Origin of the sequence: Undibacterium sp. SXout7W (genome assembly GCF_049339385.1) — a bacterium.
In the GTDB taxonomy this organism is placed as follows: Bacteria; Pseudomonadota; Gammaproteobacteria; order Burkholderiales; family Burkholderiaceae_D; genus Undibacterium.
Map to the genome: position 1 here is coordinate 202,691 of NZ_JBMPPF010000004.1, position 26,362 is coordinate 229,052.

29 protein-coding genes are annotated in these 26,362 nt (G+C 48.3%); 5 read left to right on the forward strand and 24 right to left on the reverse strand.

From position 1 onward, the window contains the following. Window positions 1-12: 12 nt before the first annotated feature. From ACO0LB_RS06270 to ACO0LB_RS06315, 10 genes are all read right to left on the reverse strand, one after another. A complete protein-coding gene (locus ACO0LB_RS06270) occupies window positions 13-945 on the reverse strand; it encodes a phage tail protein (RefSeq protein WP_423047578.1) in 933 nt (310 codons plus the stop codon). After that, window positions 942-1,781: a baseplate assembly protein gene (locus ACO0LB_RS06275; RefSeq protein WP_423047580.1), complete on the reverse strand. Its 840-nt coding sequence runs from the start codon at window positions 1,779-1,781 to the stop codon at window positions 942-944. The genes ACO0LB_RS06270 and ACO0LB_RS06275 overlap by 4 nt, the downstream gene beginning before the upstream one ends. Beyond that, window positions 1,778-2,122 (reverse strand): GPW/gp25 family protein, encoded by a 345-nt coding sequence (locus tag ACO0LB_RS06280; protein ID WP_423047582.1) that lies wholly within the window; start codon window positions 2,120-2,122, stop codon window positions 1,778-1,780. Before ACO0LB_RS06280 ends, ACO0LB_RS06275 begins: the two co-directional genes overlap by 4 nt. A gap of 27 nt (window positions 2,123-2,149) precedes the next feature. Continuing rightward, window positions 2,150-2,419 (reverse strand): PAAR domain-containing protein, encoded by a 270-nt coding sequence (locus tag ACO0LB_RS06285; protein WP_423047584.1) that lies wholly within the window; start codon window positions 2,417-2,419, stop codon window positions 2,150-2,152. Then, a complete protein-coding gene (locus tag ACO0LB_RS06290) occupies window positions 2,416-2,886 on the reverse strand; it encodes a phage baseplate assembly protein V (protein ID WP_423047586.1) in 471 nt (156 codons plus the stop codon). The genes ACO0LB_RS06285 and ACO0LB_RS06290 overlap by 4 nt, the downstream gene beginning before the upstream one ends. A gap of 113 nt (window positions 2,887-2,999) precedes the next feature. Beyond that, window positions 3,000-3,788 carry a hypothetical protein gene (locus ACO0LB_RS06295; RefSeq protein WP_423047588.1) on the reverse strand — a complete coding sequence of 263 codons (789 nt, stop codon included), beginning with the start codon at window positions 3,786-3,788 and terminating at the stop codon, window positions 3,000-3,002. 184 nt (window positions 3,789-3,972) lie between these two features. After that, entirely contained in the window at window positions 3,973-5,379 is a 1,407-nt protein-coding gene (locus ACO0LB_RS06300; RefSeq protein WP_423047590.1) for a hypothetical protein, read from the reverse strand. A gap of 119 nt (window positions 5,380-5,498) precedes the next feature. Further along, complete coding sequence (locus ACO0LB_RS06305) at window positions 5,499-6,338, reverse strand: phage antirepressor N-terminal domain-containing protein (protein ID WP_423047592.1); 840 nt, start codon at window positions 6,336-6,338, stop codon at window positions 5,499-5,501. A gap of 13 nt (window positions 6,339-6,351) precedes the next feature. Continuing rightward, complete coding sequence (locus ACO0LB_RS06310; protein WP_423047594.1) at window positions 6,352-6,564, reverse strand: hypothetical protein; 213 nt, start codon at window positions 6,562-6,564, stop codon at window positions 6,352-6,354. Between the two features lie 132 nt (window positions 6,565-6,696). After that, a complete protein-coding gene (locus ACO0LB_RS06315) occupies window positions 6,697-7,053 on the reverse strand; it encodes a hypothetical protein (RefSeq protein WP_423047596.1) in 357 nt (118 codons plus the stop codon). 397 nt (window positions 7,054-7,450) lie between these two features. Between ACO0LB_RS06315 and ACO0LB_RS06320 the strand changes: the two genes are divergently transcribed. Further along, window positions 7,451-8,365, forward strand: a complete 915-nt coding sequence (locus tag ACO0LB_RS06320) for a hypothetical protein (RefSeq protein ID WP_423047598.1) — start codon at window positions 7,451-7,453, stop codon at window positions 8,363-8,365. A gap of 285 nt (window positions 8,366-8,650) precedes the next feature. Here ACO0LB_RS06320 and ACO0LB_RS06325 read toward each other — a convergent pair whose 3' ends face one another. The 11 genes from ACO0LB_RS06325 to ACO0LB_RS06375 form a co-directional block, all read right to left on the reverse strand. Next, window positions 8,651-10,138 (reverse strand): PIN-like domain-containing protein, encoded by a 1,488-nt coding sequence (locus ACO0LB_RS06325; RefSeq protein ID WP_423047600.1) that lies wholly within the window; start codon window positions 10,136-10,138, stop codon window positions 8,651-8,653. A 126-nt stretch (window positions 10,139-10,264) separates the two neighbouring features. After that, window positions 10,265-10,729, reverse strand: coding sequence for a phage virion morphogenesis protein (locus tag ACO0LB_RS06330; protein WP_423047602.1), 465 nt, complete (start codon window positions 10,727-10,729; stop codon window positions 10,265-10,267). Further along, complete coding sequence (locus ACO0LB_RS06335; protein ID WP_423047604.1) at window positions 10,722-11,213, reverse strand: phage tail protein; 492 nt, start codon at window positions 11,211-11,213, stop codon at window positions 10,722-10,724. Before ACO0LB_RS06335 ends, ACO0LB_RS06330 begins: the two co-directional genes overlap by 8 nt. A gap of 1 nt (window position 11,214) precedes the next feature. Continuing rightward, complete coding sequence (locus ACO0LB_RS06340; protein WP_423047605.1) at window positions 11,215-11,715, reverse strand: lysis system i-spanin subunit Rz; 501 nt, start codon at window positions 11,713-11,715, stop codon at window positions 11,215-11,217. Window positions 11,716-11,723: 8 nt separating this feature from the next. Then, window positions 11,724-12,221 (reverse strand): lysozyme, encoded by a 498-nt coding sequence (locus ACO0LB_RS06345; protein WP_423047607.1) that lies wholly within the window; start codon window positions 12,219-12,221, stop codon window positions 11,724-11,726. Beyond that, the gene (locus ACO0LB_RS06350) at window positions 12,218-12,439 is read right to left on the reverse strand and encodes a hypothetical protein (RefSeq protein WP_423047609.1); all 222 of its coding nucleotides are present in this window, start codon (window positions 12,437-12,439) and stop codon (window positions 12,218-12,220) included. The genes ACO0LB_RS06345 and ACO0LB_RS06350 overlap by 4 nt, the downstream gene beginning before the upstream one ends. Before the next feature lie 2 nt (window positions 12,440-12,441). Continuing rightward, a complete protein-coding gene (locus ACO0LB_RS06355) occupies window positions 12,442-12,645 on the reverse strand; it encodes a tail protein X (RefSeq protein ID WP_423047611.1) in 204 nt (67 codons plus the stop codon). A 2-nt stretch (window positions 12,646-12,647) separates the two neighbouring features. Next, window positions 12,648-13,154 carry a head completion/stabilization protein gene (locus ACO0LB_RS06360; RefSeq protein ID WP_423047613.1) on the reverse strand — a complete coding sequence of 169 codons (507 nt, stop codon included), beginning with the start codon at window positions 13,152-13,154 and terminating at the stop codon, window positions 12,648-12,650. Between the two features lie 94 nt (window positions 13,155-13,248). Beyond that, window positions 13,249-13,992 carry a phage terminase small subunit gene (gpM, locus tag ACO0LB_RS06365; protein WP_423047615.1) on the reverse strand — a complete coding sequence of 248 codons (744 nt, stop codon included), beginning with the start codon at window positions 13,990-13,992 and terminating at the stop codon, window positions 13,249-13,251. Between the two features lie 4 nt (window positions 13,993-13,996). Continuing rightward, entirely contained in the window at window positions 13,997-14,998 is a 1,002-nt protein-coding gene (locus tag ACO0LB_RS06370) for a phage major capsid protein, P2 family (protein WP_423047617.1), read from the reverse strand. A gap of 61 nt (window positions 14,999-15,059) precedes the next feature. Further along, window positions 15,060-15,890: a GPO family capsid scaffolding protein gene (locus ACO0LB_RS06375; protein ID WP_423047619.1), complete on the reverse strand. Its 831-nt coding sequence runs from the start codon at window positions 15,888-15,890 to the stop codon at window positions 15,060-15,062. Window positions 15,891-16,043: 153 nt separating this feature from the next. On the opposite strand from ACO0LB_RS06375, the gene ACO0LB_RS06380 reads away from it, so the two are divergent. Further along, complete coding sequence (locus tag ACO0LB_RS06380) at window positions 16,044-17,882, forward strand: terminase ATPase subunit family protein (protein ID WP_423047620.1); 1,839 nt, start codon at window positions 16,044-16,046, stop codon at window positions 17,880-17,882. After that, on the forward strand, window positions 17,879-18,946 hold the full coding sequence (locus ACO0LB_RS06385; RefSeq protein WP_423047621.1) for a phage portal protein: 1,068 nt from the start codon (window positions 17,879-17,881) through the stop codon (window positions 18,944-18,946). Before ACO0LB_RS06380 ends, ACO0LB_RS06385 begins: the two co-directional genes overlap by 4 nt. 192 nt (window positions 18,947-19,138) lie before the next feature. On the opposite strand, the gene ACO0LB_RS06390 is transcribed toward ACO0LB_RS06385, so the two are convergent. The 3 genes from ACO0LB_RS06390 to ACO0LB_RS06400 all read right to left on the reverse strand — a co-directional run bounded on the left by ACO0LB_RS06390 (window position 19,139) and on the right by ACO0LB_RS06400 (window position 23,665). Next, complete coding sequence (locus tag ACO0LB_RS06390; protein ID WP_423047623.1) at window positions 19,139-20,521, reverse strand: HNH endonuclease; 1,383 nt, start codon at window positions 20,519-20,521, stop codon at window positions 19,139-19,141. A gap of 87 nt (window positions 20,522-20,608) precedes the next feature. Beyond that, window positions 20,609-21,292 (reverse strand): HNH endonuclease, encoded by a 684-nt coding sequence (locus tag ACO0LB_RS06395; protein ID WP_423047625.1) that lies wholly within the window; start codon window positions 21,290-21,292, stop codon window positions 20,609-20,611. 1,164 nt (window positions 21,293-22,456) lie between these two features. Then, entirely contained in the window at window positions 22,457-23,665 is a 1,209-nt protein-coding gene (locus tag ACO0LB_RS06400) for a hypothetical protein (protein ID WP_423047627.1), read from the reverse strand. A gap of 605 nt (window positions 23,666-24,270) precedes the next feature. On the opposite strand from ACO0LB_RS06400, the gene ACO0LB_RS06405 reads away from it, so the two are divergent. After that, window positions 24,271-24,648 carry a helix-turn-helix transcriptional regulator gene (locus ACO0LB_RS06405; protein WP_423047629.1) on the forward strand — a complete coding sequence of 126 codons (378 nt, stop codon included), beginning with the start codon at window positions 24,271-24,273 and terminating at the stop codon, window positions 24,646-24,648. 532 nt (window positions 24,649-25,180) lie between these two features. Further along, on the forward strand, window positions 25,181-26,329 hold the full coding sequence (locus tag ACO0LB_RS06410; protein ID WP_423047631.1) for a hypothetical protein: 1,149 nt from the start codon (window positions 25,181-25,183) through the stop codon (window positions 26,327-26,329). Window positions 26,330-26,362: the final 33 nt, after the last annotated feature.

Here is a 26,362-nt window from a genome sequence, read left to right on the forward strand (position 1 = left end):
GTCAGTACCTTTCTATGGATTTGAAATGAGGGGATAGCAGACAGCCCAGCCGCTCGCCCACTGATCAGACCAGCCATACACCGGCAAGGCCGGGCTGGTGACGCTGGCGGCTGTGCCAGGTGCAATGGCCGTCATGGGTAATGGCGCTGCTTGAGCGGGCAATACCGTACAGGCGGTGGCGTGATGGTTGCCCAGCGCTGGCAGCAAGGCCGGCTGATTCACAAAGCCGGTGGACAAGTCGCTGATGCTGACGACGCTGTTTAAGCGGATTTCGCTGTCCAGCACCCAGCTATCGAGCTGCATCAAAGAATCGTCCACGATGGTATTGAACTGGCGTGGGCGGTGCGCTGCTATCGGGGCAAGTTCTGGCGGCGCATTTACTGCGGCTGTGTGCGTTTCCCTGAAAGACAGCTTCACACCATCACTTGCAGGGTCACCTTCCCAGATGCCTGAATCATCATCAAACAAACACTGATCAAAGTTGGTAGCGTCAAAGCGACCAGCACGCAGATCAAGACCGTGGTACAGGCGGTAAAAGCGGCTATGTGCTGGCAATGACGCATTCACTACCTGGCGTAGTCGTGCCAGATCCAGCGCGGCCGCCGTTGTGGCAGGGTCAATATGGATCAGAAATTCATCTTCTTCTATCGTGATCTGGTCATATCCCAACCATGACAAGGCGCGCACCACACTGGCGGCACTGCCGCGTTCCAGCAACCATGGCAAGCCAGCAGCGATCAGCTCTATATCGCTGGCAAAGTACAGCGAGAATTGCGCAAGGTTCCATTCAGCGGCAAGCCAGGGCTGGAAGGCAGCGGGCATGGTACTAGCAATATTGGCTGGTGCATCTGCCGCCATGTCCAGGTCGGAACGCGGCGCAATGCGTACCAGATTGCGTTCCAGTTCGCTGGCGTTGGGTGGCAGCAATTGAGCCAAGTCAGTCATGCCACACCACCATCGGTCAGATTGATGGTGCCAGCGACCGCGTATTCATCAGCAGCCAGCACAGTATGGCCAGCGGGTTGGCCAGCGATGGGGAATTCAACACGGGCAATGCCGGGTTGTTGCAGTTGTGCGGTAACCCACGACAGCGGCACGCTGCGCCCAAGGCTGGCATAGCTGGCAATGGCAGCAGTAAAACGCGCATGAATTTGCGTGACGATATCAGCGGGTGCGCTGGCTTCGCGCCATAGGATTGCGGTGACGTTCAAAGTCACCGGACGCGCGACGGCGACGCTAACCGCCACACCCAAGGGGCGGGCGTTGGGGGCATTCAATGCCGTCAGCACAGCGGCCACGGTATCGGCGGCCAGTGCGGGATTGAGCAGCCACAGCACCACATTGACGATGCCTGGCGTTGCGTTGGTAACGTTGGCGTCGCGCACATTCTGATTCGCAGACATGGCAAGCAGGCGGTATTGCTCAGGCGTGCCATTGCCTGCCAGTGCCGCGATGCGCAACTGTATGCGGCTACGGTAGCGTTCATCGGCTTCACCAGCCATGCGCGCCAGACCATAAAATGCGCCTTTGTGATCCAGATCGCTACCCGTGGCAAAGGCCAGCAGGTTAGCGCGGGCAGCATCGTTGATACGGCCACGTAAGAGCATTTCGCGATAAGCAAAGGCTTCTATCTGCTTGACCAATGGCTCAGACGGTAAGGCCAGTACATTCGCGGCGGCTGGGTGCCGTTGTAATAAATCTTGTTTGTGTGCAGTGACAAGAGATTCAAAATCCAGTACTTCGACGATGGCGGGTGGTGGCAGCCTGGTTAAGTCAATCATGCTTGCACCTTGACCGCGACAGATAAAGACAAGCTAAGTGCTTTGGACGTACGCACCAGTTGCCCCTTTAAATCAATGATGACTTTGCCGGGGGTGTCTGTGCGATACAGCTTGACTTGAGTAAGCTTGATGCGAGGCTCCCACTTCAGCAAAGCCTCTGCTGTGGCTGCATACAGACGTACTTGTGTGGCACCGTTGTGCGGCTGATCAATGAGTTCAAATAACAGGCTGCCATAGTCGCGGCGCATCACGCGCGCGCCTATGGGCGTGGTCAGGATATCGGCAATGCTCTGGCGTAGATGTGCCAGCCCTGCAATGCGCTCACCGGTAGATATGTTCATGCCTGACATGGTGTTGATGTCCCTTGTTTAATCGGGAAGCGCAAACCAGCGACGACCAGTGCTGGGATGGCCGCAACTGGCGTGATGGCCAGCGCGACATGCAGGGATTCCGTTTAAGGTCAGCCAAGACGACCCCTCGACCATCACCGGATCGGCATGCGGCGCAGGGCCATGCGGGACAATGTGGTCACCCAGCACCACAACAGGCAAGCCATTGACCACGAAAAAATCTTGCCCTCCAGCCCGATGTGCACCGCCTGCGCGGTCGATGGTTTTGATCGCGATGCCATAACTCATGACTGCACACCCTCGAATTGTGGTGTGCGTAATGTCACGCCATCATTGCGTAGCTCTAACGTGGTATTGCCAACGACAAAACTAAACTTGCCCTCTGCTGGCAAGGTGATGATGTAGTGGTGCTCTGCGTGGTTGTAATCCGCCGTGGCACCATCTGGATACAGCGTGCGGGTGTTGTCTGGGTTGGTGTCTGGTGCCGGATTGTGATTGCTGGCAATGCCAGGCAAGACCACACCACCTGCAAAGTCGCCAGACGGTGACAGCAGCATGCATTGCTCGCCCACGGTGGGTGGGTTCCATGTTTTTGTTTTGCCTGCGCGGGTGGTTGCCATCGGCAAAAAGCCGGTGGTGATCTCGCCAATTTGCAGGCGAACTTGTGGAACACGACCATGCTTTACTTCGGCAACGGTACCAAAGCGGACGATATTTTGCAGGCGGCGGGAGAGGTCAGCAAGGGTGAATTCCATGCCGACTATGGTGACGTGACCGGGTTAGCCAGTCACGCGGGGAGGGGTTGCTATGAGGATTAGTAACCCATCGTTTTCCTTATGTGTACTTGATTCCTCGCATTTATGGACTTCTAAAAAGGAATTTCTGACTCTCTTTTATCATCCCAGAAATAAAATGGAGAACTGTCAAAGCTTAAAATTCCTTTCTCTACTTTGGTAACAAGTTCAGTGCATTGTTGAATAAGAATTTTGATTGAATCCAAGGTCAATGTAACTTTGTTTCCTTCTTTGTCATAGCCAGCTCGATGTACACAATGATGACGTACTACCACAGCCTTAAAAAGCCAACCAATCTTACCAAATTCAATTGAAAAAACGGATTTATACATTTCTTTGACTTTCGCAATATCATGAAATATCAAATCTTTTAAATATTTGCGTAAGTCGTCGTTCAGGCTGTCTCTCTTTGTGAATATTTCTTTGATGCTAAATTTTTGTTCTGCAAACGCTGGGTCTGTTTCTACTAATTTCCTCATTAATTTTTCTGAGTCAAGGGCTACCTCGATAAAAGTAGATGACAGATATGCTTCAACGGCTGTTACTACATGTGCGTGTAGCATGACAAATAAATTCTTTTGGCATGATTCCGTTACTTGTAGCTTCAAAATTTCTTTTGAAGCGCTCATGTTTTCTTCGAATATCTGGAAACGAGACTTTCCAAAAACATCCCAATCATCGCCGCCAAAACGAAAGTATGCATCTTTCCAATGAAATAGATCATATTCATCGGCGAAATCATCCCATCCTGGAGTATTTATGTCAGCGTTGTCATTATCAAGTCTTTCTCGAATCCACTGTTCTTTCAGTTCATCATATTCATTTTCTAGCGCTTCAATTAAAGCGTCTTTCATGCGCCCCATTTTCACTCCAATTTATCAACGGACTTTTAAGAGATTGCACTCGTTATCGCAAAATTAAGCATGCGTAGGTGCGATTAGATGAACGTAATCATACTCATGAAGTGGCTTAGAAATATCAAATGCCACATCAAAACCATGTTTGCGAATATATGTGGCTATTCGTATTTGAGCGAACTACTTGCATCTAGTTTGGTATCTTCCCCGGTTTATCAAACTCGAATTTGTTTTCGCCAGACTTAAGCGTTAGTTTTGAGGCACTACCCAACAGCGCAGATGCAAGCTCGTCTGCTGGGTGAATGACTCGTTCAGGTTCCGATTTTTCAGTTACAAAGAGCCCCTTTGTGATACTGGTAATCAAATCAGCAGGCATTGGGGTCGAAGTATTCTTTTGCCACTCAAGGCTACTTTCAATTGCCCAGCTGGCACGATTAATGTCCATTTTGAATTGTTGCAACTGAAATTCGAGATTTGCATGGTGTTCGGCCCACCTATTTACCCATTTTATGTAGTAAAGCGTACTACCAATCAAACCAAATGAGAGTAAAGCGATGCGTACCCAGAGTGCGTAGATTTTTGTTGAAGGATCTAATGAGACTTCGTTCGACGAAGTGGGGCTGTTTTCTGAAGAGCTTGGTAACGAAGCGGACGCCTGATTTACTGCTGTTTTCTTTAAATTTGTATCTGTGTTGCTCTTGTATGAATGTATTTTTGTTTCTGCACTATATATTGTTGTCAATTCAAAAATTGACAGAGACAGAATAGCAAAAAACACTAACATTAATGTAAACATGCCTTTTTGAACTGGTGCTCGTTTGGATTCAGTTTTTTCAGAAACTCCAAAACTAACAAACTGATTTTCAACATCTTTGAGCATATTGTCACGAATTTGACGACGTGCATGTGTGTTGTTGCTGTCATCAATTGTCTTTAGTTTTTCGTCGAGAGCGATGCTTTTATCAGTTAATTGAGCCTGTTGAATCAAAACTTCAGAGGTGAATTTTTTTCGCTCTTCTTCTAATTCTTCCAGTCTTTTTGAAATACGCGCATCAAATTCCTCATCCAATTTCTTTCTGTATTCGAGATTTTGTTCCGAACCTTTCTTGATCAATTCTTCATTTAATTGTTCCAGTCGTGTCAATGTTGCAGTGTGAATTGCCGCATTTTCTGCTATTGCTAGATCGACCTCACCTGCACTCGGCATAGTTAATGAAATCGCCTTTAATTTTTTGCTCAAGAATTGAACAGCTGAGACAGCTTGTTCCGCAGTCACTGTGTTGTCTGTGTTCTGGAAAGTGATTTCATCTATGCCGCTGAAACGCTGTTCAGCTGGCCTGTCCCCACCGCGATGGTAAGTAATATTCAGTGTGCTCCAGGTATGTTGAATTTTGTCAATAACATAATCTTCTTGCGACATAATGCTTTGCAAGGAAGTTGGTAAATTGACAATGACATTTATGTTCCTGATAGTAACGTTACCGATCAATGTGACATTGATCACGCGAGATCCTGTGATTTCCGTCAATTCTATGAAGGCATTGATGATGTCTTTGTCTGACGTTCTAGGAATCCTAATTCTTGAATGATCACTCATACTCGTTATCCTTTAGATTTTTTGGTAGATCAATATAGCCCTGATTTTTGATCATCATTACATTGTGGCGTACTTTTTTGGCAATATAAGTTATTGTATTTATAATATTGCAATATATATTATTGAGCATCAACCAAACCGTTCCTCCGCACCTTAAAGATGTAGCACTTTATTGACTTGCCCGCGATGGCGCTGTTGACTACCGTGTTTTTGATGTACGGGTTGTATTTGCTCAGGGGGATGTTGCGGCGTATGTCCTGGCAGCTGGGTAGGGGGATTTTGTTTTCTTGCGCGAGGCGGGCTACTTCGTTGATGTTGATGGCGATCATGGAGAGGTCGCGGGAATGGTTGGTTTTGATGCCAAGATTGGTGAGTTCTTCAATGGCGTCCCACAATTCTGTGATGGCGGTGGGTTCGTCTGGCTCTGTGCTGCCGACGGCGGTTAAGGCGGGGGCGGGGTAGCCTAGCAGAGTGGAGAGTTCAGTCAGTTCTTCGTAGAGCGCCTGGCGCTTGATGGCGTGGGTGGTGGCTTCCAGTTTGTTGAGTACGTCATGGCGGGCGCGGTGCACGCGCAGGCGGTCTGCCACGGTCATGGTGCCGGGGCGGGTAGCTGTGCCTTGTGTCCAGTAGTTCCAGAGGGCGTCGTCGCATTCTTCTTGGTAGCGCGTAATTTTGTCGCGTAGTTCTGGTTTTACTTTGCTCGGATTGATGGAATACAGCCAGGCGGGGAGTTTGCGTAATGGCAGGCAGATCATGTCGCGGTTTTTGCCATCCTCAGCAACCATGGTGATAATCACCATGGTTGCTTCATATTTTGCTGTCAGTTTTACGTGCTGACTCCTCCAGTCCAGCCCCATGCTTTCAACGATGGGCTTCATTGCCACCATAGGTTCATTGTCTTTGCCGATCATTACCAGCGTGTCTTCATAAAACGGCACAGGGATGATTTGTGTTTGCATGGTGGTTTCTCGCTTAGTTTTTGGTTTGACGGCTGGATTTTGATTGAGGATATGCAAAGGCGTTGAGTTCGGGTACCTCTGCACCTAACAAGTCGCTGACTTTGCGCAAGTCCACAAACAAGCCAGCACGCAAGGCAGGGCTGCTGCTTTTTTCGATCCGGAGCATGAGCTTGTATTTTTGCTGCTGTAGCCGAATGAAATCAGAGATGGTGATTTGCGTAGGCATGCTGTTTCCTTGAGTTAATTTGAGCTGTTGTGCGCGCATAGAAAATAGTAAATTAGTTTCCAAAATATTACGATACCGCGAAGGGCGGCTCACCATTGCACATGGCGCAATGGTGGCGTTGTGTGTGGCTGGTCAAATCAGGTCAGACAGGCTGTGCCAGTTGGTGAGCAGGCGTTGTTGTACGGGGGAGAGGAGGGCGTGCAGGCCCTGGGGGCTGAGAGGGTGTTCGCCGGCGGCGTCTAGCAGTTGCAGCAGCATGGCTAAGGCGCTGTCGGTGATGCTCATGTCGGCATTGAGGCGGTTGAGTTCGGTGAGGTCGTTGCAGATGCTGGCGAGTTCGTCGAGCTGGTCATCAAAGGCGATGACTTTTAAGGCATCGACTTGCAGGCCGCGCAGGCGTTCCAGGGTTTTTTGCAGGTCTTGCAGGCGGGTAAAGGCAAAGGACGGACGTGGTGAAGACATTGCGGGCGCAATGGAGTGAGCAGCCATGATGGCCTCCTGTTAGTTTCGTTCAATTTCACCCCTTGTTCAGAGGGGTGGCCAGGTACTTGAACACCGCTAACAGACGGCCCGCAATTTTCCCCTTTCGGGTCTTATATGGTTGCGCACTACCCGGCCATAGGAAACCTATGGACGTAAAAAAACCACGACTGTCGGGCGCGGGTGATTGTTTGCCGCTGTTAGAAGGTGTGTTCAGCACCTAGCGCAAGGATAGCGCAGATGTGTGCGGTTTGGCAATGTGTATCGTTATAGTTAATTAAAGTGTGTAACTAGCAACAAAGAGGAAGAACCGTTCACCATTGTTTTGTTCAATTTGCAAAAATATTGGTTACTATTTATACAAATTTTTACGAGATTTTAATGGTCGCATTATAGGAGAAGAATTTTGACTATTTCAGGGACATCTATTAGAAGTCTGGCATCTGTTTTGCGTTTAGCAGGGGAAGCAAAAAAAGTCCGATTTGCAGTACCTTTGGAGAGTATCGATCCTTCGGTATTAAAGAAAATTGGTTTTGATGAAGTACCAAAGGTAGGCGATTTTCTTGTTCCTGCTGCGATCGGAAAATTTACTAACTTCAACGCGAACGGATCTGAAATAGTCAGAAAAGATCTTGAAAAAGTATCTGAGTCCATTATGTATTACGGCTCATTTAGAGACTGGCATGGCCGCATTCATCATGGAGTTAGGACAAGAAGAATAGAAAAGTATGTCCGCGAGTATATCGATGGCCCAGAGGAAATTTTTCAGATAGTGACAGTAAATGGGGAAATTTATATAGCTACCGCCGTGCTGGATTTAAACGATAAGAAGGAAAAAAGAAATGTGCATAACGCGAACTTGATGTTCGAATGTTTCACTAAATTCGACATTATAGATGTTGAAAAAAATAAAGTTGTTGGCCCAACTTTGAAGCGGCTGCAATGGGAAGTTTTACCGCCTGGAAATTATCCATGGGGTAAATCCAAAAGTTTCATTAATCGTGCAATTGGCAACTTTCCTGAAAGAGATCAAAAAGTGATCGAATTCCGAATGGAAGAAATTTCCAAGCGTGAACCAGACATACTTGCAACTGGTCGCGCAGGTTTTTGCGGATATTTTGTCTACGGATTCAGTAAAAAAAATGTCTATGTGTTGGAAAGCATTTTTCTTGATAATGCGACTTACGTGTTTTCAAGTGACTGGGAGTCTTTGTCTCAGTTGACTAAGAGTGAGTTAATTAATGGGAGATTACCTCACACGAGGATCGTGCACAACGAAAAATGGAACGTTAATTTAGGGCGAGCAATTGATGGTAGGTAGCTTTTTATCTTTAAAGGTCCAGTTTAAATGCCCCCCTGTTGATAGGGTGGTCGGGTACTTCAACACCGCCACTAGACGGCTCGCAACTTTCCCCTTGCGGGTCTTGTATCGTTACGCACTACCCGGCCATAGGAAAACCTATGGACGTAAAAAAACCACGACTTACGGGCGCGGGTGGTTGGCCGCTAGTGGAGGAGTGTGTTGAGCACCTGATGGAAGGATAGAGTGTGCGGTACAGATATTCAATAACTTCAGATCTGTTTTGTGAGGGTTTGGGTGCTATCCTCAAGTCCTTGCAATTAGTTCTATTTTATCATTATGCTCAATTGCAACTACAACCGATGAGTAATCATATTTATTTGCTATTGAATTTATTTCATCTTTTATAAACAAATGAAAACTAACATCGTGATACGTAGCATTGTTTTTTTCGACAAGAAAAACAATTGATAGTTTGTCGCCCCAAAATAGCTTTCTCTTAATATCTATTTCGCTGTGCATATCGTCATCGTATGAAAGTTCAAATAAATCTTTTTTTGAAATAACTTCAATACCAAGAGGGGGGGATTCGTTCAAGGAAGCAAACTTTGGAAATGGCTCTTCATTGAACGTAACGGTGCCAAATATCGTTTTCAGAAACATGAGTGTTTTAAAGTGACGATTTTTGTCTCGTGTCATACTCCAATTATTGTTGAATACGTCATTGTTCGCGAACCAAGACCGAATTATTTTTCTCTTAGGTGCAATTTTTTCATTTGTCTGTAACCAAGCATTAAATTCATCTTGAAATTTCGCCAAATCTTGACGACTAATCGTTGCGTTGGGTATGTTTGAAAGGTTCTCAACAGCTGACAGTGAAACATCTTCAATTTCCTTGACGGATGCATCCGAGACTTTTGCATCGATGCGATTGCTAGCGTGTCTAATAAAATTAGAAGGTGAATACATCCAAAAAATTTCCACGTTAGCTTCGCTCATGATTTCATGAGTCAATTCTGGATGTGGGCCAATGGTTCGGCCAAATTCATTATGCCACCAGTCTTCTTTATTATCAGCAGTGATGAGCATCACTCCTTTTACTTTGTTTTCCTTAGCGTAATTGATCAATTGTCTCCAGAAAATAAGGTCACCAAACTTGCGCCCGTATTTCAATTTATTAAAAATGAAAGTCGCTTCGTTCGGATTCTTTCCCTTGCCCTCATCTTTGTAACCTGGGGGAATTTTCAAAGCATACCTCTCGTCTCCTCCATGCATTAGTTTATCTAGCGCTTCTTGATTTGCCGGACATGAACCGACTTTTTCTGCAAATAAGAAGTCAATTTTTTCTCTGATTGGATCGGAAGAGGAAATATCTAACTGCTGGTCGTGAGCAGCTTTTGCAGCATCTATAAATTTAGTATTTGCTTTATGCAAACTTTCAATGAGCTCTTCAGCGGAAATATTTAGACCTCGTTTGTCGATCTGAAGACTATCAATCTTCTTTTGAACGTCGCTAATTAGAGTGCTCGCGTATTTATAGGCATCTTCCGTAGATTTTTTTTCGTTGGAGATGACGGATAGGCGATTGCGTTGAAATTCAAGTGCAACATGATGTGGAATCCAGAATCTGTCCTTCAGTTTTTCCAAAGCAGCTATAAATTCCTCACGCGCGGTTTTTGGATATCTGTAAAGATCAAGTAATACATTTGCATCAAAAATGATTGTGCCTTCCTCCCAAAGCTTTTGAAATTCTGCTTCACTTGGAGCATAGAAACCAGCAAAGGATTTTTTCATTAAAATTTATTCGATATGTAAAGTTGGCAATTATTTGGGGCTGCTACATATTAAGTTTCAATTTTGAATAAAACAACAGTTAGTCTTTGAATTATCAAAAAATATGTTGGTGATTGATTGTTATATTCAAGGTGTAAAAGTCCCTGCAATATGTGAATATGCGATATTGGTCGCGGTTTCTGAATACCCAATTAACTCTCTTCTATCGTAAAGAACTTCACCCCCTCCCGCCGAAATCTTATCCCGCAGCCCATATTGATGCACTCGCGCAATACGGGCTACGCGGCCATAGAAACCCACTTCCAGCCCGTTGCCATCTGCCTTTGCTTTGAGGTGGGTGTTTGTCCTTAGCTTGTTGAACATGCTGGCTTTTTGCTTTTTGATGCGGCCTTGTTTGCCGCGCAGGTTTTTGCGTTGTTTGCGCGGGGCGTAGGGTGTGCCGTCGGGGTTTTGCTGTGCCTTGACGCGTTGCTGTTGGTTGCGGCGCAGCTCCTGGGCAAGTTGCAGGGTGAGTTTGCGGCGGGCGGCGGGGTCGAGCTTGGCCAGCAGTGCGCCTGCCCAGCTTTCTAACTGGGTGAGGTCGTCAGGCATGATCTGGGCTGGTGTTGAGTACCTGCCACTCTGCCAGCAGGTTGCTGCCGCTGTAGAGTTGCCAGTAGGGTGCGGCATAGTCTGGTGTGGGGGCTATTTCGCCTGCGTGGGTGATGTTGAGCTGGTGGCCTGTTTGCTGGACGATGACGCGCTCAGTCATATTCAGCTCCAGACTAATATCAACGCTGTTGTGGTTGTTGAAGTCCACCATAAAGCGTATGCCCTTGCTTTTATCCTCATTGCCCAGCAGGTCTGCCTGGTGCACCGTTATCCAGTCGAGCAAAGGCACCATGAGTGCGTCTTCTTCGCCGCCGTAGTCGGTGACGATGATGTTAAGCACATAGGCATATTCAAACGAGCGGGAAGCGGTGCGGGTGGTGTGCAGGCTGCCTTTGTCGGCGAAGACTAGCAGCTTGTCTGGGTTGCGCTTGAGGTCGGGGATGGCGGCGGTTAAATGGGCGCGCAGGCTGTTGGGTTTGTACATGCTATTGCGGTTTGTTGATGATGGTGCTGATGGCGTGGTAGCTGTCTATGCAGGCGTTTAGTTGGCGGATGGCGTCGTCGCCGTCTGCGGCGATGGCTGCAAGAGTTGCTCCAGCCTCTGGCGTAAGTTGGGCTCGCGTTTCTGGGCTATTGCCGGGGCCAGCGGGGGTATTTGGGCTGGTACTGGTGCTGCAAGCCTGGACGGGGATTGACAGGCGCACAGCGCCAGCGCGGACATCACTAATAAACTTGTCGCGTTTGGATTTTTCATGTTGTAGCTCTTTTTGGTGGGTGGTGGCGATGGTGGCGAGGCTGCGGGACATGAGCTTTTCGTTTTCTCTGGCTGCTTCGCTGGCTTGGGCTTGGTCTTTTGCCATCTGGGCGGTGAGTTTGTCTACCTGGTGGATGGCGTCTTTGTATTTGACGACGCAGAACAGGGCTGCGGCGGCGATGGCGAGGGCGAGCCAGGGGCGCGGGTCTAGGGTTTTGATGATGTTGAGCACGGGTTGGACTATGCGGGTGTGAGGCAGAGTTGGCGCTCGGCGGCGCGGCGTTTGGTGAGGCCTGCATAGACCGTGCCGCCTGCTTTGTTCCAAAACGGCATTTGGTTGCATGCGCCGGTGTAGTCGCCTTTGTTGAGCAAGGTGACCATGGTGGATGGCCTGCCTGACGCCAGCACGCAAAAGCCGTCTTTGCCGCCTTTGCGGCCTGGGCCGACATTAAACACAAAGCTGGTGAAGGCGGCGCGCTGATTGTCGTTTAAGGGGGCGGTGACGCAGCTTTCCATCGCGGCTTTGGCTTTGAGCAGGTCTTGGACTGTCATGTCATCGCATTGCTGGATGGTGGCTACCTGACCCAGCTTGACGCCGCCTGTGTGGCCGCGGCAGATGGTGGGGATGCTGACGGGATCAAGGTAGGCGGTTTGGCGGGTGCCTTCAAAGAGGACGATCAAGGGCAAGGCGGCGGCGATGCCTGCGGCTGCGAGTTTTTGTTTGATGTCGGTACTCATGATTGGCTTTTGCCTTTCTGTGCGTTTGCATTTTGATTTGCACGGCGGTGTAGCCAGGGCTTTAGCATCCTGTCGCGCACAAAGAAGGTGATTTGCAGCACGGTGTAAATAATGGTGAGGATGAATACCCATTCATTGAGGGGCACGCCTAAAAACGTGATGGCGCTGATGGCGATGGGTGGTATGGCCTTTACTGTTTCCATGTGGTTGTCGTTCATGGTTAGTCCCACAGGTTGATCATTTGCAGCACTGGTGCGGCAGGTGTGCTGTCTGGCAGGGTGATGCTTTTGCCCATGGGCAGGAATGTGCCCAGGCTGGTGATGCCGGGATTTAAGGCCAGCACTGCGGTAATGCCTGCAGTGCTGCCCAGGTGACGCCAGAGCAGCAGATCGAGAGTGTCGTTTTGTTGGGCGCGGACGATCATGGCTATATCAATTCGACCGTGACGTGGTGGCGGCCCATGAGCTTTGATATCGCCCAGGCTGCATTCCTACGTTCTTCATCAGGACCATTTGCCAGAAAACCGACCAGCTTCTTGTCATCGAGTGACGTGGCAGTGGTGTCGTAATCTTTGTACCGTTCAATCAGATCTGCTTTTGCTGTGCAATAGACAGCGCGCAGGTAATGGGATATCAGGACGCTTTGCCGGTTGACCTGTGCCGCTGGGATGGCGGCCATGCTGGTGTGGCCTGCGGCTGTGGCTGCGGTTTTTAGCTCTTTGACTTGATCGTTGACGAAGATGATGGCGTCCACTGTGGCGGCTGTCAGGCGGGTGTCTGTGACGGTGCCATCGAGCCGGATAGCGTCGCGCATGTGGGCGAGGTCAATGTCAGGGAAGAAGCCGTCATTGGTGATGATGGTGTCTGGCTGGGTCTGGCCTGTTGGCTGGCCGCCTGGAGCGTTGGCAATGAAGGGCATGGTGGTTGATATCAATCAGGTCAATAGTGGGCGGTGGGTGGGCTTCAGACGTGTTGGTGGGTAGCCATACGTCATCAGCCCACGCCGCCCGGCGCCGGAGGGTGCTTGGTCAGGTAGTGGGTGGGGGCGGTGTGTTGCTTGTGCCTTCACTTTCTACGGTTTTCTTGAGGCGGCGTTCTAGCCGTTCTATGTCTTTTTTGACGCCGATGCCCTGGAACAGGTCGAGGGCGCGGCGCAGGTTGTCGAGTGCTTTGCTGGCGTCTGCCTCTTGCAGTTGATCAAAGTCGATGTCGCCGTTGCCGATTTTGCCTATCTGGGCATAGCCCAGAGCTTTGTAGAGTTTGGCGCTGGCCTGGTCGGGGGCATCGGCATTGACGGTGAGCAGTTGCACGGCTCTGAGGGTTTCTTGTGCCTGTGCTGGTGTCTCAAAGCGGCCTGCGAGGTAGGCACCGGGGATTTCGTCCATGAGCATGGTGGCGATGTCACGGTGGTACTGATCTGGCAGGCTGAGGCTATGCTTGAGGCAGTATTGGGCTATCTCCAGGGCACGGGCGTAGTCGCCTGCGTCGATGTGCCAGACGAGTACGGTGGTGAGTACGATGTCCTGGGCGCCGTTACCGTGCTGGAGGGCGCTGTCTATCCAGTCGTCATAGTCGGGCAAGATGTCGCGTTTGAGGTCTATTTTGCGTTGTATGGACTGGATGGCTTTGAGCCTTTGCTTGTCGTTGATGAGTTTGGCAAGCATGAGGTCGTAGGCGCTGCCTTGCACGGGCTGGCCGTGCCTCGACTGGGCTGCCGCCTTGGCCGCGAGAATACGGGCGGCGTGGCGTTGGGCTGGGCTTGGGTTAGGCATGGTGTCAGGCGAGCTCGATGTTTTCTACCAGGGCGGCGATGCCGTAGTCTTCGACGACGTAGGCATCATTCGATGATTCGTAGTTTTCTATGCGGTCGCGCTTGGCGTTGTCGACGATCTGGCGGCGGCGGGCGCTGTCCTGGAAGTAGATAGACAGGTTGTCGTAACGGGTGATGAGGAAGCTGTTAGCCGGGAAGTAGGGGACGGTAACGGCTTGCAGGCCGCCCAGGCGTTTTTGGCTGACGATGATGTCGGCGGCAATGGTTTCTGTCGGGGCGTGGTTGGTGTTGACGAGGGGGAAGTATTTGTCGTGCATGAGTTCGCGTCCGACGATGCAAACTAAGCCTGCGTCTTCACGGAACCACGGGTCGAGCAGGGTGATGGCATCAAAGACGGCGGCATCCAGATTGGCGTAGTCACCGTTTTGGCCAATTTTGACTTTGCCGGGGGCTGCACCGTGGGACATGACGCGTTGTGGGGCGTCGTCGCGCATGTGTTGCAGCCAGCCGATGTTGACGTCTTGCAGGAGTGGGTGGGCTGTGATGTCGGTATTGGGGGCGATGCTGGTGCCGTGGAAGCCCATGACCATGCGGTCTAGCGCCTGGCGTTTGACGATGACGTCACGAATGCGGGTCTGGAAGTCTGGGAATTTGGCCCAGACATCGAGTTTGGCATAGGGGACGTGGGTGTCGTAGTTGGTTTTGCTGCATTTGTAGCGGCCATTTTCCAGCCCGGTTAAATCGCGGGTCTGGCGGTCTTGCTGGGTGGTGTCGGTACGGCTGGCGACGGGGCTGCTGATGCCTAGGTGAAGCTTTTCGCCTTCCATTTCTTGTACGCCGATGATGTTGATGCGGCTTAAGAACTGGCTGGATTCTTGAATTTTGGTTTCAAGACGTTGCTGGACGCTGGGGGCGATGGCGAAGGTTTTGGTGGCATCTTCTACGCCGTTGATGTCGCCCAGGCGGCCAAGGAGGGTGTTAAAGGCTTTGCGGGTGCTGTTTTGCATGTGGGTGTCCTGTTGGGTATTTTGGTGGCTGTATGGGTATGTTTTGCGCTGTTCTTCGTGTTTAGCAGTCGGTTTGTTCTGCGCCGTTGCCGCCTGTGGCGGTGGGTCGTGTGGTTTTGTTGCCGGGTTCTTTGTCGAGCTGGTCTTTAAGGCTGTTGAAATTGTCGGTGACGGTGGTGAGGTTTTTTTCCAGCTCGGTGATGCGTTTGGTGGCTTCGTTGAAGCGGGTTTCTTGCTTACTGGCATGATCTAGCAGGCTTTCTACGGCTTGGCCTATGTCAGCAAAGCGGGCATCGTCGCCGGTCTTTTTGTTGCTGAAGCCTTTGATCAGGTCTTTGACTTTGGTGGCGAGGCTGGTGGCTTCGGTGTCGATTTCTTCAAATTCAAGATTGACTTCGATCGCAGCAGAGAATAGGTGTGCCGGGTTGGTCTTGCGGCCGGCAAAGGGGTTGGCGTTGGGGTTGCTGGCGGCGAAGTTTAATACTTCGGTACCGAGGCTGGCGGGGCTGTCGGTAATGCCCAAACCGACCAGATAGGCTTCGCCAGTGTCGGCAAACTTGTCGTTAATTTCTACGCTGGTGTAAATTTTTTGTTTGGCTTTGGAGAGGGCGACCAGATCAGGGGTGGGCTCGATCTGGGCATACAGGGCGAGTTTTTTGCTGCCGTCGATGCTGACTTCTTCGGCTTTGACGGCGGTGACGTCGCCATAGGCTTTAAAGGGGCTGTCTGGCACGGTGCCACGAATGTGCTCTAACCAGATGCGTGCGCCATAGGTTTTAGGATCAAAATTCTTTGCCATTTGCTCGATCCAGCTACGATCAATTTTGCGGCCATCGGTGGTGGCGCCTTCTACGGCGACGCGGAAGAATTTAGAGGTAAATTTTTTGGTCATGGTGTGTTTGTTGGGTAAGGTTCTATTGAATCTGGCTGTGCAGATCGCATAGTCCTCTCCGTGGTTTTTTGCTTCAACGGTCAGCGGGTTGGTAAGATTTTTAACAACTTGCCCGCGATGCCTTCGCGGGCGCGAAGTCCGTAATCTGGCGGCATGATTGATCTTGCCGGCGATGACACGTCTGAAATTTCCCCTGATGATGAGCTGGATGCACCTGCGGTTTCCACCGATGGTGCGTCAGTTGCACCCACCTATGACCTAAAGAAACACGCCCAGGCCTTGTACTGGCAGGGCTGGCGTGTGTCGTCGATTGCCCGGCATTTGGATATCAAGCGCAGTACGGTGCAAAGCTGGTGTGACCGTGAGAAATGGGATGACACGCCGTTTATCGAGAAGATAGAAGCGAGCCTTGAAACGCGCCTGGTGCAGTTGATTGCCAAAGATGTCAAGACGGGCGGGGACTTTAAGGAAATCGATTTGCTGATGCGCCAGGCGGTGCAGACGGCGCGGGTGCGGCGCTATGAGGCGCCGGGCGGTAATGAGGTGGATTTAAATCCTAAGTTGGTGAACCGCAACGCAGGGCCGAAGAAAAAGCCGACGCGCAATGATTTCAGTGATGAGCAGCGGGATGCTTTGTTAGAAGCTTTTCGGGATTCGTTGTTTGATTATCAGAAGGTGTGGCTGCGTAACGGGCATGAGCGCACGCGGGTAATTCTCAAATCGCGGCAGATTGGCGCTACCTGGTATTTTGCGCGGGAGGCCTTGGCTGATGCGATGGAGACGGGGCGCAATCAGATTTTTTTGTCTGCCTCTAAGGCGCAGGCGCATGTCTTCAAGCAGTACATCATCCAGTTTGCCAAGGAGGCGGCGGGCATTGAGCTGGCGGGTGATCCGATTGTGTTGCCGAATGGGGCACACCTTTACTTTTTGGGTACCAATGCGCGAACGGCGCAGGGCTACCACGGCAATTTTTACTTTGATGAATTTTTCTGGACGCATAAGTTTCAGGAATTGAACAAGGTGGCGTCTGGCATGGCGCTGCACAAGCAATGGCGCAAGACTTACTTTTCTACGCCTTCAAGCATCACGCATGAAGCTTACCCGTTCTGGACGGGGGAGCTGTTTAACAAGCGGCGGCCTAAAAAAGACCAGGTAAATATTGATATCAGCCACAAGAGGCTTGCCAGTGGGTTCACAGGTGAAGACAAGATGTGGCGGCAAATTGTGACGATCATGGATGCGCAGGCGGGCGGCTGTGATTTGTTCGATATCGACGAGCTGCGCACGTACGAATATAGCCCGGATCAGTTTGAGAATCTGTTGATGTGTCAGTTTATTGATGACACGGCGTCTGTCTTCCCATTGCAGGAGCTGCAAAAGTGCATGGTGGATGCCTGGGTAGATTGGACGGACTTTAAGCCATTTACCACGCGGCCTTATGGGGATAACCCGGTCTGGATAGGCTATGACCCGGCGTTTACGGGTGATAGCGCCGGGCTGGTGATTTTGGCGCCACCGCGCACGCCGGGCGGCAAATTCCGCGTTTTGGAGCGTATGCAGTTCAGGGGCATGGACTTTGCGGCTCAGGCTGAACAGATACGACAAAGCACCATTCGTTATCACGTTGGTTTCATTGGCATTGATGCCACTGGCATGGGCGAAGGTGTGTATCAGCTCGTTAAAAATTTCTATCCTAACGTGACCAAGATCAACTATGACCCGGCTGTGAAAAGTCGGATGGTCATCAAAGCCCGTGACGTAATTAGTAAAGGACGGCTGGAATTCGACGCCGGAGCCACGGATCTGGCACAGGCATTCATGACGATTAAAAAGACGCTGACGGCGAGCGGCCAGCATGTGACCTATGTGGCAGACCGTAGCGAGGAAACCGGGCATGCAGACCTTGCCTGGGCGTGTATGCATGCGCTGGACCACGAGCCATTAGACGGCGGTATAGGCAGTAATCAATCATTTATGGAGGTGTATTCATGAGCAAGAGAAAGCGGCGCGGTCAATTTGATGCCGCTCCAGAGAACACGGTGGCAAGTGCGCCGGTGCAGGCTTCACCGCCTGGTATGGAGGCGTTTACCTTTGGTGACCCTTCGCCAGTGCTAGACCGGGCTGAGATTCTGGACTATGTCGAGTGTTGGACGAATGGGCGGTATTACGAGCCGCCTATCAGTTGGGACGGCCTGGCTAAGTCGTTTCGTGCGAGTGTGCATCATTCTACGGCGATTTATGTGAAGCGTAATCTGCTGGCGGCCACGTTTGTGCCGCATACCTTGCTGTCACGTGAGGCGTTTAGCCGGTTTGCACTGGATTTCCTTGTATTTGGTAATGCCTATCTGGAAAACCGTAAAAGCCGCACCGGCAAGCCGCTGCAACTTGAGCCGGCGTTGGCCAAGTACATGCGTCGGTGTAGTGATGATTTGAACCAATATGCTTTTGTGCGCGGTTGGCAGGAAGATCATGTGTTTGAGTCTGGGGCGATTTTTCATTTGATGGAGCCGGATATTAATCAGGAGGTGTACGGCCTGCCTGAGTATCTGAGTGCTTTGCACTCAGCTTGGTTGAATGAGGCGGCGACGCTGTTCAGGCGTAAGTATTACAAGAATGGTTCACACGCTGGTTTTATCTTGTACATGACAGATCCTGCCCAGAATCAAAGTGACGTGGACGCGATGCGCCAGGCGTTGCGCGACAGTAAGGGGCCGGGCAATTTCCGCAATGTGTTTATGTACGCGCCAAACGGCAAGAAGGACGGCATCCAGATCCTGCCAGTGTCGGAGGTGGCAGCCAAGGATGAGTTCTTTAGCATCAAGAACGTGACGCGCGATGACATGCTGGCCGCGCACAGGGTACCGCCGCAATTGCTTGGCCTGGTGCCGAACAATACAGGCGGTTTTGGCGCTGTTGAACCAGCTGCCAAGGTGTTTGCGATGAACGAACTGGAGCCGCTGCAGGCAAGGTTTCGGGAGTGTAACGAGTGGCTGGGCGAGGAGGTGATCCGCTTCATGCCGTATTCATTGGGTGATGCGGGAGGGGCAGCGAAATGAGTGATGTTGCGGATTTGTCAGAAAAGAATGTGGAGACGTTTATCGCTACGGCGATTGCGCATGCGCGCGGGAAGCCTGCCATGATGAGTGCAGGGCGCTGCAGGTTTTGTGATGAAACCGTGGCACCCGATACACTGTTTTGTGATCGGGATTGTCGGGATGATTTTGAGCGGGAGCAGAGTGCAAGAAGACTTAGAGGGGCTTATTAAAATTTTTCTCAAATACAACTTTATGGTGGTATTTGAGAAAGTTAATTTGTTGGGAATTGAAAAAACCTACATTCAATTCTTCTGAAATTCCCCATCTTTTCAAAATAAGGCGATCTAGATGTTTCGATATAAGCAAATCACCATCACTCGAAAAAGAAATAAATCCTCGGTCAAACAAATGATCAATGTGTGGCGCAAGAAGTAGGCCGTTGCATCCATCAATTTTTTCTTCGTCAGTGCTGTCTTTCCAAGGTTTAATATGACTCGCACGTAGGTGCACGGGATCTGTCACACCTGTGATTCGGCACCCATTTTCAATAAGTCTCACATTGGCTTTAAATACTCCTTGCCCTCGACGAGATTTAACGAGTTGTTCTTTGAACGTTGGTCCTATGTCGGTCCTGCTCTTGAGAATATCCTCATGTTGATCAGCTACGATCTCGATATTCGTTATTTCACCTCGCAGCATTTTGAGTGTTTCGGTATATTCTTGCCCAATTAATTCCGCTAAGACATGTGCCATTGGTGCAGGTACTGCTGCAAGATAGACTGACTGAAGGCCGTCGCCTGATTCTTGAAGTGGCGAATATTTAACGGGAAGATGTTCTCGAATTGAGTTGATATGGTCTTTGGGACGGATCTGGGCGGAGATTTCTTTAAACTCGACTGGTACGAGCCATCCTTCTAGAGACCAATTATTTCCCGCGTTGCCAAAATTTGGTTTTGCTGAAGTCTCGGCTTTTCCTATCGCTACACCGATAGCTTTGATTCGGGTATCACAGAACGAAAAAATGATATCGCCGACTTGAACCTCTTTCATATTCTCATAAAACTGATTTCGAGCTCCATCTGCTTTTGCCTTCGGTGACCATAAAAAGCCGCCAGGAACCTCAGACTTATATGTTTGATTTTGATTGACCCACCAGTACCTTGGACCAATTAATTGACTTTCAGCATGAGGGGTATTTTTGACCAAAGACGGTTCGCTAACTATTCTGTCGGAAACAGTATTTTCTGATTGTTTCGGAGCTTCACTCGTTGATTGAGATATGAACGGTGTAAATTTATACTTGTATTGTTTTAATATTTTTTCTGCTTTTTCAACCAATGCCGTGTCAAAAAAAGAACGCCATTTGGTTTCTACGACTATTGCCTCGACGCTAAGGTCTAAACGCTGATTCAAGTACAGATCGGTGAGTCCATCTGAGGGATCCTTCCTTGTTAGAAGCTTTTGGACAGTGATGTAACCACCATGATTTCCCAGCATAGATAGGAAAGTAGTTCCCCTAAAGCCAAATGCTTGCTTTGCTTCTGCGACTTTGCTACGCAGAAATTTTGTAAATTCATCGTTTTGTTGGTTGTTCAAAATATAGCCTTTGAAAATATTTTAAAAATACCTAGTTATGCATGGGGCACTTATAAAAACTCGGGAGATAATTTTTTGCAAAGAGACTTAATCTTTTGTTGGATCGATCTTGAATGGTGCTGGCGGTATATATCGAATGTAAAGAATGTCAGCAGAAGAACCATCTATTTTTTTAAGCGTGTCTGAGCTATACATTGTTATTGTCTCATCCTGTACGTAGGTGTTTTCTACCTTAACTCCAACTGACTTTAATATTGCTTCCAACATACCCCTTGGTGTTTGGTTCCAAATTCTGTACGCCTGCTCTATGCGAGGGCCATCAAATGTCGCTTTATCAGGAATGCCTTGAAATTGTTTAAATGTTATAAGAGCCTCATCATCAAAATGATAGTAGCTCTCTTTCTGTACTCCCCGGATGTTGGCATCAATAACTAATGCGCCAAGAAAGCCAGTGAATAGGTCTATTTTCTCGCCGCCCTCGGAATCCATTGGCAGGGCTAGGTTTGGCCGTCTATTAAAGTTAGCGTGAGGCTCTTTGTGGCATGCTCGACAAAGCGTTATTCCATTTCCAGTTTGATATCGCAAGTATTTCCAGAAGCTTTTGCGAATAATGTGATGTGCCGCGAGCCCATTCTTTTCATGGCAAAGAACACATCTATTTCCATCACGAGTACGGATGAAGTTACTCCAAAGACTTAAGCAATAAGTATTGCTTCTATTTTTTTCAATAGCTAACTTGAGTAGAGTAAGCTGCATATCTAACAATTCCATATATTAATTCTCTATTCAATAAGTAGACGAATCTACGGATTAAAATCTTGTTAGTTGTGAAAAATCAATATCATTGTAAAAAGATCCCGACTACTGAGATTCTGAGGTTTCTGCCATATTACCAATGAATGTTGCAATTCTACCTAGTGGCTAGCTAGTGTCATTTGATGGCGCGCAGACATCCCCCCACCACGCCTGCCCGCTAAATGGGGTGCTTTTGACTCAAATATGCGTCACCTGATAGGCTCAAGCCCTGCTTACGTTTGCGGCCGTTTGTATGACTCCAAAAGCTGACGCAATTTGACGCAAGTTTCATGTCATATCTCAACCGTCAGCATGATGGTTCCACGTAAATGGGATTTACAAAGGGGACGCACTTCGTTTTCCTGAGATCTGGGAAGGCCTCGGGAAAAAGGTAACTAAGGTAACGATATCTATAAATCATAGCTAAGTGTTTGATTTGTATAAGTATATCTGGTTACTTTATTTGGTAACTTTTGGTAATGCAAAAGGTATTTATTTTCTAAGTTGTTGATTTATATGGATATTTATAAATGAAGAAAATACTATTTATATAGGTAACTAGAATACCTTTACATTACCTAATTCTTACCTTTTGCTATTTTCTTGAAAGCCTTATCTGTCAAGGGTTTCTACGGTATTTAGAAAATAAATTACCTGAGTTACCTTTTCCCCGAGGGGGACTTTATTTTAGAATGGTCGTTTTTGCTGGTTTGAATCTGTCCCAATGAGTACGATGCTGTTCAGCATATCTGGTGTCTGGTTTCCGTCTGTAAAATCATTTCCGCAAAGGGGTATTTCTGGCTTGTTGCCTCATAGGTAAAACAGATTTTATGGAAGAGGGGGCAGACGGAAACGATTTTTGGATACGTATTTGATTTGATTGATTTATGGGGAGAACTTGAAAACTGGCGAGGTGTTAAAGCCTCCGTGAGTTCGAATCTCACAGCTTCCGCCAACGAATACGAAAAAGCCCTTGATAATCAAGGGCTTTTTCTTTACCTGCATTTCTTGGTATGCCATTCAGTATGCCATTTTGCATTGGAACAAATTGGATGTTATTGGAATCCAGTAAATTACGTTCCTTTCCTTATTCTGCCTACAAATGTAGACTTGAATGTCGTCGCATACGGTTATGGCATTTTAGTATTGAGTGCCACGATTTGTATTGGAGCGAGTTCTCGCGGCAATTGTTGTTTTTGACTCAGGTTTGTATTGAAAGCCAAAGTTCCTATCCAATACTTGTTTTTCCCACCAGGTTGAAAGTGCATAGTGTTCAGTTGGGTAGTTTAGCCACTGATCCTTAGCGTGTTGTTTCTTGGTGTAGGCGCGAATAAATTCAGCTCGAAAGCAACTGTACTTATTGGCGGTGTATTCAAAGAGCGAAACAAACTGCTGCGGGTCAACTGGATAGTAGGGCCAAATTTCATTGAGGGCTCGCGCCATTTCCTTATTGAGCTCATCCTTCTGTAAATTGCTCAGGAGATGAAAAATCTTATTGCTCTCTCCGATTCGAGGACGTTCTGCAGCATTACTTATTGCTATCTCTGCGTATTTGGGCAAATTAAAGCAAAAGGCTTCTCTATTTTGCTTTGTTGCTAACTTCAGGTGCTCATAGGAGTGGAGGTCGCACATTGTCCGAGGGGCATAATCGCCCCATTCCGCTTGGATTAGTTCTTTTAAACTTATCGGGGTCAGAAGCATGATCCAAATGACAAGGTAGGCTTCGGCTTCTTTTTCCGATAAAGAACCCGGTCGATGGGATTTCAGATTATCTAAAGGTATTTTGCGTGACAAGGCAGTGACGAAACGCGCAACATCCTCATACGTTTTGAAGCATGGAAGCGAGTTTTTTGCTGATATCGTTTCCTTCACTTTGATAAGTAGTTTTTTGCTGCTTTCCGCTCGTTTTTCCCTATCTATATCCTCATTAAGTCTTAAGGCTGCCCTCCTGGCCTCATCTTCGGTGATTACAGTCGCCCGGCCTAATTTCGTGTCACTGGATTCTCCTTTGACAGTCCGTCTGTAGAGATATTCTGTCACAACGCCATTGATGGTCTTTTGATATAAATTGCCCCCCAAGGCTTTTACTGAGGTCCTTGGTACGATTGGAAGTGGGTTGGTTTCTACCTTGTCTGTCACTTCTGAATTGATCACCTCGATAGGCTCCGTAGCATCAGCGGCTATTTCTGTCTCTAAGGGCTTGCCGGGGTCCGGCGAATTTTCCAATGCTGTTGTCTCTTCGATATCTTTAGGTGATTGGGAATGTGAGGAGTAGATCCCTCGCTTTGTGCGAATTTGTATCTCGATTTTACGACCGTTACCGTTATCTATTTTATATGTTGAGACCATAGAAATCGCCAAAATGAGTTGTTGTTGAAATGAAATATTGTTAAATAATATTTTTATTATTTAAACATTTCTTACATGTAAAGTTAAAATAATGAAATGTCTAAATATTAATAAAATACAAGATTTGCACAAAATTTACACGTTACCTACACTGAAAATTCACATAACAATGCCTGAATCCACACAAAAATATACTGTCATTAATTGAATGAGTGATATATACATTCTTATCCGTTGCTAGAGGTAAATAGATGAGCAAACCCTACCTAGCTCACAAAGAAAAAACTGTGTCGTATCTATAAAAATTTAAAAAATATGTTTAGAAATGATACCGTAATTCTTTGCTACCTCTCATTCCTTTTAGAGCCCAGGCTATCGGTCTGGTGACTTCTTCAATCAAAACAATCCACGTAATCAAGTCCACCGGTTTAGCCCATGCTCCGGCGACCTCGGTAGCTAGTTGATGCAAGGAAGGAATTGTTGGCGAGAAAGGGGGGATTAACTGTTCAGGTCTCAAATTGAACATCAGGAAAAAATACGTCACTACTCCATGATGTGCAGAGCACACCGGCAATCTGCATAACTTAATCCTGGAGCCATCAGTCATGCCAGTCCGAATCCAACCACGCTGTAAAGTGAGTGTCCCAGCGCCATCCCCCAAAGCAAAAGCGTCTGCGGGTCCTGCCAAAACAAGTCGCACTGAAAGTGCCTTGGCGCTTTGCCTGGAACCACCTTTCACACAAACACCAATCCAACCCCAATTGCTGCGCCGTCAACAAGTCGAAGAACTGACTGGACTAAAACGCAGCAGCATTTACGCTCGCATCAACCCCAATTGCAAACAGTACGACCCGGATTTCCCCAAACCCATTTCCCTGTCCACGGGTGCGAAAGGTGGTGTTGCCTGGATCGCTTCCGAAGTAGTGGCCTGGATAGAGACACGCATCGCCGCAAGCCGTGGCATTGCATTTGGCAATGCCTGAAAGGCTTGCCAATTTTCTTTAAAGCAGCATTGAAACGGAGCTAAGTCCGTATACGACAAAATCACTGCAAACCCTGTCTAGCTACCCAGAAAACCCTAGCTAGATCACTTTCCCTGGTAAAAATAGGTTGCTCATCATTTTGGTTATTTATGTTATAAAAGAAAATAATGCTAAAAAGATAACAATAAGAGAGGGATGGATATGAAATAAAAAGATGAAAAAGAGATATGAAGAAAGACAGCTAAGAAATCTGATGAAGAATCCAGTAAAGGAGACGAAGTAAGAAACCATGTATCCATCAATTGAAGTGAATTGAGTATAAGCAACTTCATTCATCGCACCATGATATGAAGAATCATCATCAAGCTATCATGGATCAATCTGTTGTCAGCATCACCACAGCACAAGCGTTCAAGCTGACGCGCTAATCTGAATCACCACAACTCGGCAGCAGGGTAGCTCTCTTTTTGCTAGCTGCTATTACCTGGCATCTTTCCCTACAACGCAAAATGAACATCGTGCCGATAGCACGGTGACGATCCTGCGCGACCAATTCATGCAAGTGGTTGACCAGCGATTCTTCCATGGAACAAAGATCATGACCAACTTCAACAATCCCCCATTTCCGTCTTCACAAGTGCAAGACTATCCAGATGGCAGCTTAGACCAGCATGACTGGCCGGACGACGAATACCAAGAGAATGAACAACGCTATTCGAACTGCCTCAAGCAGTTACTGCACTTACTTCAGCAAATAGCTAATAGTGGCCGTATTCCTGATGTGATGAGCTCCCAAGCACGAGTCACAAGGTCCAATAGCGTAGCAAAAGGGTATCAGTCATTGTTTAATCACTTGGACAAATATCTCGAAACGGTAGTCATGTTGCCTGGAGAGTATGAATACGACGAACACCTGAACGTCTTCATCCGGTGCTGTAAGCAGTTGCTGTTGTTGCCAGTATCATCAGGCTCGCGCCTGGAAATAACGTGGAAGACCTTCCGTCAGTTGATTGACCTGATCCATGATCAATACGGAACAGTATTATTCGGAGATAAGCTGCGTATCCAGCGAAGGGATGCAGCCAAACGCTATGAGGAATATAGCAACTATGTAGATGCGCTATTTGACAGTCATGCGCGGCTCATCGTGCTACGGCTGGACCTCTATTATCTGGAAAAATATGCAGCTAAGATTTCCTTGGGGACGGCTTTAGCTGATCTGGACCGATTTTTTGCCAACATGCGCAACAACAGCCTTTTTACAGAACTGGAAGGTTATATTGTCAAAACAGAATTTGGAATTGAAAGAGGCATACACTTTCACCTGATATTATTCTTCAATGGGGCTCGCCGGAGGGGAGCAAGTCACGTCATCCATGCACGCGAAATGGGCGAATATTGGAGCAATACCATCACTGAAAAGAGGGGATGGTACTGGAACTGCAACGCCGAAGCTGAGAAGTTCGAATCGAAGGGGCGTCTGGGCATTGGACTGATCCATTGGAGTGATACAGCGTTGCGTAACAATCTCCTGAAACTCGTGCTTACTTACTTCTTTAAAACGGGACAATGTTTTCGGTCCAAGCTATGGCCCAAGGCCAGGCTGATACGCCGTGGTCTTTATCCTGTCTCCTATGCCGTCAAGCTAGGCAGGCCGCGTTCTGAGATAGGGTTGAGTTGATGTAGGTTTGCCAGAGTAGGCAGTTAAACAGGT

Coding starts and splice junctions, on each gene's coding strand:
- ACO0LB_RS06280 (WP_423047582.1), bottom strand. CDS start 2,122: ATGAACATATCTACCGGTGAGCGCATTGCAGGGCTGGCACATCTACGC.
- ACO0LB_RS06330 (WP_423047602.1), bottom strand. CDS start 10,729: ATGCCTGACGACCTCACCCAGTTAGAAAGCTGGGCAGGCGCACTGCTG.
- ACO0LB_RS06345 (WP_423047607.1), bottom strand. CDS start 12,221: ATGAGTACCGACATCAAACAAAAACTCGCAGCCGCAGGCATCGCCGCC.
- ACO0LB_RS06350 (WP_423047609.1), bottom strand. CDS start 12,439: ATGAACGACAACCACATGGAAACAGTAAAGGCCATACCACCCATCGCC.
- ACO0LB_RS06310 (WP_423047594.1), bottom strand. CDS start 6,564: ATGCCTACGCAAATCACCATCTCTGATTTCATTCGGCTACAGCAGCAA.
- ACO0LB_RS06380 (WP_423047620.1), top strand. CDS start 16,044: ATGATTGATCTTGCCGGCGATGACACGTCTGAAATTTCCCCTGATGAT.
- ACO0LB_RS06270 (WP_423047578.1), bottom strand. CDS start 945: ATGACTGACTTGGCTCAATTGCTGCCACCCAACGCCAGCGAACTGGAA.
- ACO0LB_RS06325 (WP_423047600.1), bottom strand. CDS start 10,138: ATGAAAAAATCCTTTGCTGGTTTCTATGCTCCAAGTGAAGCAGAATTT.
- ACO0LB_RS06370 (WP_423047617.1), bottom strand. CDS start 14,998: ATGCAAAACAGCACCCGCAAAGCCTTTAACACCCTCCTTGGCCGCCTG.
- gpM (WP_423047615.1), bottom strand. CDS start 13,992: ATGCCTAACCCAAGCCCAGCCCAACGCCACGCCGCCCGTATTCTCGCG.
- ACO0LB_RS06275 (WP_423047580.1), bottom strand. CDS start 1,781: ATGATTGACTTAACCAGGCTGCCACCACCCGCCATCGTCGAAGTACTG.
- ACO0LB_RS06335 (WP_423047604.1), bottom strand. CDS start 11,213: ATGTACAAACCCAACAGCCTGCGCGCCCATTTAACCGCCGCCATCCCC.
- ACO0LB_RS06295 (WP_423047588.1), bottom strand. CDS start 3,788: ATGGGGCGCATGAAAGACGCTTTAATTGAAGCGCTAGAAAATGAATAT.
- ACO0LB_RS06305 (WP_423047592.1), bottom strand. CDS start 6,338: ATGCAAACACAAATCATCCCTGTGCCGTTTTATGAAGACACGCTGGTA.
- ACO0LB_RS06285 (WP_423047584.1), bottom strand. CDS start 2,419: ATGAGTTATGGCATCGCGATCAAAACCATCGACCGCGCAGGCGGTGCA.
- ACO0LB_RS06400 (WP_423047627.1), bottom strand. CDS start 23,665: ATGGTCTCAACATATAAAATAGATAACGGTAACGGTCGTAAAATCGAG.
- ACO0LB_RS06315 (WP_423047596.1), bottom strand. CDS start 7,053: ATGGCTGCTCACTCCATTGCGCCCGCAATGTCTTCACCACGTCCGTCC.
- ACO0LB_RS06375 (WP_423047619.1), bottom strand. CDS start 15,890: ATGACCAAAAAATTTACCTCTAAATTCTTCCGCGTCGCCGTAGAAGGC.
- ACO0LB_RS06300 (WP_423047590.1), bottom strand. CDS start 5,379: ATGAGTGATCATTCAAGAATTAGGATTCCTAGAACGTCAGACAAAGAC.
- ACO0LB_RS06395 (WP_423047625.1), bottom strand. CDS start 21,292: ATGGAATTGTTAGATATGCAGCTTACTCTACTCAAGTTAGCTATTGAA.
- ACO0LB_RS06290 (WP_423047586.1), bottom strand. CDS start 2,886: ATGGAATTCACCCTTGCTGACCTCTCCCGCCGCCTGCAAAATATCGTC.
- ACO0LB_RS06385 (WP_423047621.1), top strand. CDS start 17,879: ATGAGCAAGAGAAAGCGGCGCGGTCAATTTGATGCCGCTCCAGAGAAC.
- ACO0LB_RS06405 (WP_423047629.1), top strand. CDS start 24,271: ATGCCAGTCCGAATCCAACCACGCTGTAAAGTGAGTGTCCCAGCGCCA.
- ACO0LB_RS06355 (WP_423047611.1), bottom strand. CDS start 12,645: ATGATCGTCCGCGCCCAACAAAACGACACTCTCGATCTGCTGCTCTGG.